The following is a 6,178-nucleotide window of genomic DNA, read 5'->3' as shown; positions in this document are numbered from 1 at the left end:
CGTGAAGGCGGCCGTACCGTCGGTGCCGGTACCGTTACCGAAATCATCGAGTAGGGGGAATCATGGACAGCGGAAAGATTCGCATCAGGCTAAAAGCTTTTGACTATCGCCTCCTAGATCAGTCGGCTTCCGAAATCGTGGACACTGTGAAGCGAACCGGAGCCAAGGTCTCGGGACCCATCCCCCTGCCGACCCAAATTTCACGATTTACGGTTAACAGGGCCTCTAACATCGACAAGAAGAGTCGTGAGCAGTTTGAGATGAAGACACACAAGCGACTCCTGGACATCCTTGAGCCGAGCCCCCAGACACTGGACGCACTTATGAAGCTCCAGCTGCCTGCAGGCGTGCACGTGGAGATCAAGGCGACGAAACAGCAGAAGGGATAAGTCATGAAAGGGATTATTGGACGCAAGCTGGGCATGACGCAGATCTTCACCGAAGAGCGCCTGATTCCCGTCACGGTGATCCACGCTGCTCCCAACGTGATCACGCAGGTGAAAACCCAGGCCACCGACGGATACGAAGCCATTCAGTTCGGCATGATCGAGCGTGTAAAGGAAAAGAACCAGACCCGACCCTTCAAGGGACACCTTGCCAAGGCGGATGGACCGGCAGTTCGAAGGCTTATGGAACTGCGCCTGAATGATAAGACTTCCCGCAGTGTGGGAGAACAGATCACGGTCAGCGAGTTTGGTGAAGAAGAATGGGTTGATGTCGTGGCAACCTCCAAGGGTAAAGGTTTCCAGGGTGTCATGAAGCGCCACAACTTCCGCGGTGGAGCCGCAACGCACGGCTCAATGTTCCACAGAGCTCCCGGATCCATCGGTGCATCTTCCTACCCTTCGAGGGTCTGGAAGGGCATGCGGATGGGCGGCCGGATGGGAAATGAGCGCGTCACCGTGAAAAATTTAAAGATCGTGAAAGTCGATGTCGAGAACAACCTTATCTTCATACGGGGCGCCGTACCCGGCCCCCGGCGGGGTTATGTTTTCGTGAAATCCTCCCTGAAGGGGGAGACCCATGGTTAAAGTTACCGTACATAACTGGGATTTCGAGCCCGTTGAAGAGCTCGAGCTTCCGGAAGAGATTTTCAGCGTTCCTCTGCGGCGCCATCTTCTCTGGGAGTACATCCGGGTCTACCGGGCGAACCAGCGACAGGGAACCGCCTCCACAAAGACAAGAGCGGAAGTCGCCGGATCCGGAAAAAAGCTCTGGCGGCAAAAGGGTACCGGCCGCGCCCGAATGGGCAGCATCCGGTCGCCCCTCTGGAGAAAGGGAGGCACCGTTCACGGTCCCCGTCCCAGAGATTATTCCCTGAAAATGAACAAGAAGCAGAAGCGGCTTGCCCTTCGCATGGCGCTGTCTCAGAGGTTCAGGGATAACGACCTGATCGTTCTGGATACACTGGAGCTCAATGAGCATAAGACGAAGGAACTTCGAAACCGAATGAACAAACTGTCCGTGCAGAGCGGTGTTCTTTTCGTCGACTCCATTGCGGATAATCGTAATCTTTTTCTGGCATCGCGGAACCTTCCAAAGGTTGACTTTGTCCATGTCGATACGCTGAACACCTATGACGTGGTCGGTCACCGGAAGGTTATCTTCTCCAAACCGGCGATCCAGAAAGTCACGGAGGTCCTGAAACCATGAGGCACCCCCAGCAGATCATCATCCGTCCTATCCTTACGGAAAAGAGTACCCTTTTGAAGGAAACCTCCAACACGATGTGCTTCGAGATTGACCGGAGGGCCAACAAGATTGAGGTCCGCAAGGCGATTGAGGTCCTCTTCAACGTGAGAGTGGTTGACGTTAAGATCGTTACCCAGCGCGGCAAGCTCAAACGCTGGGGCCGCTTTGAGGGCAAGTCCCCCAACTGGAAGAAAGCATACGTTCGACTTGCCCCGGGCCAGAAACCCATTGAATTCTTTGAAGGGGTGTGACCATGGCGATTATTAAGTTCAAACCCACCACACCCGGCCGACGGTTTTTCATGGTACATGATTACGCGGAGGTCACGACTGACCGTCCGTGCAAGCCTCTGACCAAGGGGAAATCCAGTACAGGTGGGCGTAATTCCAAGGGCCGAACCACGATCTGGTGGCGAGGCGGTGGACACAAGCGTCGCTATCGTGCTATCGATTTTCGCAGAGACAAGAGGGATGTACCGGCAAAGGTCGCCTCGATCGAATACGATCCCAACCGTTCAGCGCATATCGCTCTTCTTCACTATGCTGATGGAGAGAAGCGCTATATCCTTTCCCCGGTTGGCCTGAAGGTGGGCGATAAGATCATGGCCGGCGAAGCAGCGGAAATCAATCCGGGAAACGCGCTTCCCCTGAAAAAGATCCCCCTGGGAACGATCGTTCACAACATCGAACTGAAGCCGGGAAAGGGTGGACAGATGGCCCGGTCTGCCGGAGCCGGTTCCCAGATTCTTGCAAAGGAAGGCCGATATGTGCACCTGCGCCTTCCCAGCGGTGAAATCCGAATGGTCCTGAATGATTGCTACGCGACCATCGGACAGGTTGGAAACCTGGAACATGAGAATCTTACCCTTGGAAAGGCGGGCCGCTCCCGATGGATGGGGCGTCGTCCGCATGTCCGCGGTGTGGCCATGAACCCGGTGGATCACCCTCTGGGAGGCGGCGAAGGCCGTACCTCAGGTGGTCGCCACCCCGTGACGCCGTGGGGTAAACCCACCAAGGGCTACAAGACACGCAAAAAGCGGAATCTCTCCGATAAGTATATCGTCCGAAGGAGAAAGTGAGGAGGCCATGGCACGATCATTGAAAAAAGGACCCTTCATCGACGCACATCTTATGAAAAAGATCGATGTGCTGAACGAAAAGAAGGAAAAGAAACTTGTGAAGACCTGGTCGCGGCGCTCCACCGTTATTCCTGAAATGGTCGGACATACGATCGCTATCCACAATGGACGCAAGTTTATCCCCGTCTTTATCACGGAAAATATGGTGGGTCACAAGCTCGGTGAATTTGCAGTGACCCGTACTTTCCGTGGACACAGCGGTAAGAAAGCCGAAAAGGGCGGCAAGCTCTGAGGAGGGCGATATGAAAGCAACATTAAAGTTCTATCGCAGTTCTCCCCAGAAAGTTCGCCTTGTTGCGGACCTTATTCGGGGAAAGCAGGTTGAGGAAGCGGAACAGATTCTCAATTTTACGAAGAAACGCCCCGCCAGCGCTATTATGAAGCTTTTGCATTCTGCCGTCGCAAATGCGGAAAACAATGATGGTGTCACAGACATCAGCAAGCTCTATGTGCGCAACGTCATGGTGGGGGATGCCCCGCGATTGAAGCGTTTTCAGCCGGTTCCTTTCGGAAGAGCCCATGGCATTCTGCACCGTCTCTGCCATGTCTGGATCGAACTGGGATCGAAAGAGGAGTAGGAGGAACGATGGGTCAGAAAACTCACCCTTACGGTTTTCGAATCGGGTACAACAAGCCCTGGCGCTCTCGCTGGTATGAGTGGCGCGATTATTCGAAGTTTTTCCATGAGGATTTACAGCTTCGCAAAGCCCTGAAAAAGCGGCTTTCTCACGCTTCCGTCTCGGATATCGAGATTGAACGGACGGGAAATCAGGTCAAGATCGACATTCTGACCGCACGTCCGGGCATCATTATCGGGAAAAAGGGAGCCGAAGTGGATAAGCTCCGGGATGAACTTCAGAAGCGCCTGGACCGACCGGTATATATTAATATTCAGGAAATCCAGAGGCCGGAAATTGAAGCTCAGCTTGTTGCCGAAAATATTGCCAACCGTCTGGAACGCCGTGTTGCCTACCGGCGGGCCATGAAGCGGGCCATCGAATCCTCCTTTCGCTTTGGTGCTCTGGGCGTCAAGATCAAGGTCGGCGGCCGCCTGAACGGGGCGGAAATCGCCAGGGATGTCTGGTACCAGGAAGGCCGTCTCCCCCTTCAGACGCTGAAGGCGAATATCGATTATGGATTTGCCGAAGCCAACACGACCTATGGTGTGATTGGCGTGAAAGTCTGGATCTATAAGGGTGACCAGTATAAACAGAAGTTCCGCAGGATTTAGGAGATAGAACCATGTTGATGCCGAAAAAGGTCAAGTACAGAAAACAACAGCGTGGACGCATGTGCGGGAAGGCCCAGCGTGGTTCCACCGTGGATTTTGGGGAATACGGTTTGCAGGCCCTGGAGCCGGCGTGGATTACCGCCCGGCAGATCGAGGCTGCCCGTATCGCCATTACCCGCCACGTAAAGCGCGGAGGAAAGATCTGGATCCGCGTGTTTCCCGACAAACCGGTGACCAAGAAGCCGCTGGAAACCCGTATGGGTAAGGGAAAAGCGAACGTGGAAGAGTGGGTTGCGGTCGTGAAGCCCGGCAAAATCCTCTACGAGATGGAGGGAATGCCGATGGACGTGGCCCGCGAAGCCTGCCGTCTGGCCGGTCACAAGCTTCCGATTCGATGCAGGTTTGTAACGCGAACGGGCGAGGAGGTTCTCTGATGAAAGCCTCCCAGTTTCGAGATATGTCAAGTGATGAGCTGCAGTTGAAAGAGAAAGAATTGCTGGACCAGTTGTTCAAGCTGCGCCTCCAGAAGGCGACGGGGAAGCTGGAAAATCCCGCAAAGCTCAGCCATGTCCAGAAGGATTATGCCCGTCTGAAAACGGTGCTTCAGGAGGTGAACCGTGGCAAGTAAAGGCGGTAAGGTCGGAACCGTAGTATCCACGGCGATGGATAAGACCGTGGTCGTTCGTGTGGATCACATCATGCTTCACCCGCAGTATAAGAAGTACATTCGGCGATCCAAACGATTCATGGCTCACGACGAAACCAATCAGTGCAATGTCGGTGACAAGGTCCTGATCCTTGAAACCCGTCCTCTCTCCAAGCGGAAACGCTGGCGGATCAGCAAAGTGCTTGAACAGGCCAGGGAGGTCCAGCCATGATTCAGATGCAGACCAAGCTTCTGGTAGCGGATAATTCCGGTGCGAAGAAGATCATGGCCATTACCAAGCTGGGGGGGTCCGCCGCCGGCCGCTACGCCCGGGTTGGCGATATCATAACGGCCTCAGTCAAGGAAGCCATTCCGAACAGTCCCGTAAAAAAGGGCCAGGTTGTGAAGGCTGTGATCGTGAGGACGCGCCGTGAAGTACGCCGGAAAGACGGCACGTACATCCGTTTCGATGATAATGCCGCCGTTCTGATTAATAACGATCGAGAGCCGATCGGCACGCGTGTTTTCGGTCCTGTGGCCCGGGAACTCCGGGAAAAAAGATTTATGAAGATCGTTTCTCTTGCCCCGGAGGTGCTGTGATGTCTCTTAAGGTGAAGAAAAACGACACGGTCTATGTCACCACTGGACGGGACCGCGGAAAGACCGGCAAGGTCCTTCGCGTCCTTGAAGGGGAAGACAAGGTAATCGTGGAGAAGATCAATTTTATTAAGCGTCACACGCGTCCAAACCCGCAGAAGAACATCCAGGGTGGAATCGTAGAGCGGGAAGCTCCCCTTCCCATCGCGAACGTGAGAGTGATTTGCCCCGACTGCGGTGGACGTACCCGTGTAGAATTCAGGATTTTAGAAGACGGTCAGAAGGTTAGATCCTGCAAAAAGTGTCAGGGGGTCTTGGATCGGTCATGAGCTATTTACCCAGATTGAAGGAAACCTATAAGGATACAATTCTTCCCGCTTTGCAGGAAGAGTTTAAGATTGCCAACATCATGGCAGTGCCTAAAATCGAAAAGGTCGTTATTAACATGGGCCTTGGAGAAGGCACGCGTGACGGTAAAATCATCGATGAAGCTTTCGAAGAGCTTGCGATGATCGCGGGTCAGAGACCCAAGATTACGCAGGCCAAAAAGTCGATCGCGAACTTTAAGCTTCGTCAGGGAATGAAGGTGGGGATCAAGGTGACTCTCCGGGGTTCGAAGATGTGGGATTTTCTGGATCGTCTCCTCAATATCGCCCTTCCTCGAGTCAGGGATTTTCGCGGTGTGAGCCGGAAGAGCTTCGATGGACGGGGAAACTACAACCTGGGTATCCGGGATGAGCTGATTTTCCCCGAAATCGATTATTCCAAGATCACGCAGACAAAAGGTATGAATATTACGATCGTGACCTCGGCTGAGGACGATGAAAAGGCGTTTGCCCTGCTCAAGCAGCTGGGCATGCCCTTTGCAAAGTAA

The 6,178-nt window shown here is 53.9% G+C and carries 14 protein-coding genes; all 14 read left to right on the top strand.

The window, feature by feature from the left end:
• The first annotated feature begins 62 nt into the window (after positions 1-62).
• Genes rpsJ through rplE form a run of 14 tightly spaced genes read left to right on the top strand, consistent with a single transcriptional unit; the run spans position 63 to position 6,178 of the window.
• Positions 63-389 carry a 30S ribosomal protein S10 gene (rpsJ, locus tag PLD04_11475; protein ID HXK68955.1) on the top strand — a complete coding sequence of 109 codons (327 nt, stop codon included), beginning with the start codon at positions 63-65 and terminating at the stop codon, positions 387-389.
• Between the two features lie 3 nt (positions 390-392).
• Complete coding sequence (gene rplC / locus PLD04_11470) at positions 393-1,031, top strand: 50S ribosomal protein L3 (protein ID HXK68954.1); 639 nt, start codon at positions 393-395, stop codon at positions 1,029-1,031.
• On the top strand, positions 1,024-1,653 hold the full coding sequence (rplD, locus tag PLD04_11465; GenBank protein HXK68953.1) for a 50S ribosomal protein L4: 630 nt from the start codon (positions 1,024-1,026) through the stop codon (positions 1,651-1,653). Before rplC ends, rplD begins: the two co-directional genes overlap by 8 nt.
• Entirely contained in the window at positions 1,650-1,943 is a 294-nt protein-coding gene (rplW, locus tag PLD04_11460; protein HXK68952.1) for a 50S ribosomal protein L23, read from the top strand. Before rplD ends, rplW begins: the two co-directional genes overlap by 4 nt.
• 2 nt (positions 1,944-1,945) lie before the next feature.
• Complete coding sequence (rplB, locus tag PLD04_11455) at positions 1,946-2,770, top strand: 50S ribosomal protein L2 (protein HXK68951.1); 825 nt, start codon at positions 1,946-1,948, stop codon at positions 2,768-2,770.
• A 7-nt stretch (positions 2,771-2,777) separates the two neighbouring features.
• Positions 2,778-3,062: a 30S ribosomal protein S19 gene (gene rpsS / locus PLD04_11450; GenBank protein ID HXK68950.1), complete on the top strand. Its 285-nt coding sequence runs from the start codon at positions 2,778-2,780 to the stop codon at positions 3,060-3,062.
• 10 nt (positions 3,063-3,072) lie between these two features.
• The gene (gene rplV, locus PLD04_11445; protein HXK68949.1) at positions 3,073-3,408 is read left to right on the top strand and encodes a 50S ribosomal protein L22; all 336 of its coding nucleotides are present in this window, start codon (positions 3,073-3,075) and stop codon (positions 3,406-3,408) included.
• A gap of 8 nt (positions 3,409-3,416) precedes the next feature.
• Positions 3,417-4,061 carry a 30S ribosomal protein S3 gene (gene rpsC / locus PLD04_11440; protein HXK68948.1) on the top strand — a complete coding sequence of 215 codons (645 nt, stop codon included), beginning with the start codon at positions 3,417-3,419 and terminating at the stop codon, positions 4,059-4,061.
• An 11-nt stretch (positions 4,062-4,072) separates the two neighbouring features.
• Positions 4,073-4,495, top strand: a complete 423-nt coding sequence (gene rplP, locus PLD04_11435; GenBank protein HXK68947.1) for a 50S ribosomal protein L16 — start codon at positions 4,073-4,075, stop codon at positions 4,493-4,495.
• On the top strand, positions 4,495-4,689 hold the full coding sequence (gene rpmC / locus PLD04_11430; protein ID HXK68946.1) for a 50S ribosomal protein L29: 195 nt from the start codon (positions 4,495-4,497) through the stop codon (positions 4,687-4,689). The genes rplP and rpmC overlap by 1 nt, the downstream gene beginning before the upstream one ends.
• Positions 4,679-4,939 carry a 30S ribosomal protein S17 gene (rpsQ, locus tag PLD04_11425; protein HXK68945.1) on the top strand — a complete coding sequence of 87 codons (261 nt, stop codon included), beginning with the start codon at positions 4,679-4,681 and terminating at the stop codon, positions 4,937-4,939. Before rpmC ends, rpsQ begins: the two co-directional genes overlap by 11 nt.
• Positions 4,936-5,307, top strand: a complete 372-nt coding sequence (gene rplN, locus PLD04_11420; GenBank protein ID HXK68944.1) for a 50S ribosomal protein L14 — start codon at positions 4,936-4,938, stop codon at positions 5,305-5,307. Before rpsQ ends, rplN begins: the two co-directional genes overlap by 4 nt.
• Complete coding sequence (rplX, locus tag PLD04_11415) at positions 5,307-5,633, top strand: 50S ribosomal protein L24 (GenBank protein HXK68943.1); 327 nt, start codon at positions 5,307-5,309, stop codon at positions 5,631-5,633. Before rplN ends, rplX begins: the two co-directional genes overlap by 1 nt.
• Positions 5,630-6,178: a 50S ribosomal protein L5 gene (gene rplE, locus PLD04_11410; protein ID HXK68942.1), complete on the top strand. Its 549-nt coding sequence runs from the start codon at positions 5,630-5,632 to the stop codon at positions 6,176-6,178. The genes rplX and rplE overlap by 4 nt, the downstream gene beginning before the upstream one ends.

This window comes from Thermoanaerobaculia bacterium, assembly GCA_035593605.1.
Classification (GTDB): Bacteria; Acidobacteriota; Thermoanaerobaculia; order UBA2201; family DAOSWS01; genus DAOSWS01.
This window is presented reverse-complemented; position numbering and strand designations above follow the sequence as displayed.

What these genes read in the sequence shown, in the direction of transcription:
- rplE (HXK68942.1), top strand. Translation starts at nt 5,630, where the DNA reads ATGAGCTATTTACCCAGATTGAAGGAAACCTATAAGGATACAATTCTT.
- rplB (HXK68951.1), top strand. Translation starts at nt 1,946, where the DNA reads ATGGCGATTATTAAGTTCAAACCCACCACACCCGGCCGACGGTTTTTC.
- rplC (HXK68954.1), top strand. Translation starts at nt 393, where the DNA reads ATGAAAGGGATTATTGGACGCAAGCTGGGCATGACGCAGATCTTCACC.
- rpsJ (HXK68955.1), top strand. Translation starts at nt 63, where the DNA reads ATGGACAGCGGAAAGATTCGCATCAGGCTAAAAGCTTTTGACTATCGC.
- rplN (HXK68944.1), top strand. Translation starts at nt 4,936, where the DNA reads ATGATTCAGATGCAGACCAAGCTTCTGGTAGCGGATAATTCCGGTGCG.
- rplD (HXK68953.1), top strand. Translation starts at nt 1,024, where the DNA reads ATGGTTAAAGTTACCGTACATAACTGGGATTTCGAGCCCGTTGAAGAG.
- rpmC (HXK68946.1), top strand. Translation starts at nt 4,495, where the DNA reads ATGAAAGCCTCCCAGTTTCGAGATATGTCAAGTGATGAGCTGCAGTTG.
- rplW (HXK68952.1), top strand. Translation starts at nt 1,650, where the DNA reads ATGAGGCACCCCCAGCAGATCATCATCCGTCCTATCCTTACGGAAAAG.
- rpsS (HXK68950.1), top strand. Translation starts at nt 2,778, where the DNA reads ATGGCACGATCATTGAAAAAAGGACCCTTCATCGACGCACATCTTATG.
- rplV (HXK68949.1), top strand. Translation starts at nt 3,073, where the DNA reads ATGAAAGCAACATTAAAGTTCTATCGCAGTTCTCCCCAGAAAGTTCGC.
- rpsC (HXK68948.1), top strand. Translation starts at nt 3,417, where the DNA reads ATGGGTCAGAAAACTCACCCTTACGGTTTTCGAATCGGGTACAACAAG.
- rplX (HXK68943.1), top strand. Translation starts at nt 5,307, where the DNA reads ATGTCTCTTAAGGTGAAGAAAAACGACACGGTCTATGTCACCACTGGA.
- rplP (HXK68947.1), top strand. Translation starts at nt 4,073, where the DNA reads ATGTTGATGCCGAAAAAGGTCAAGTACAGAAAACAACAGCGTGGACGC.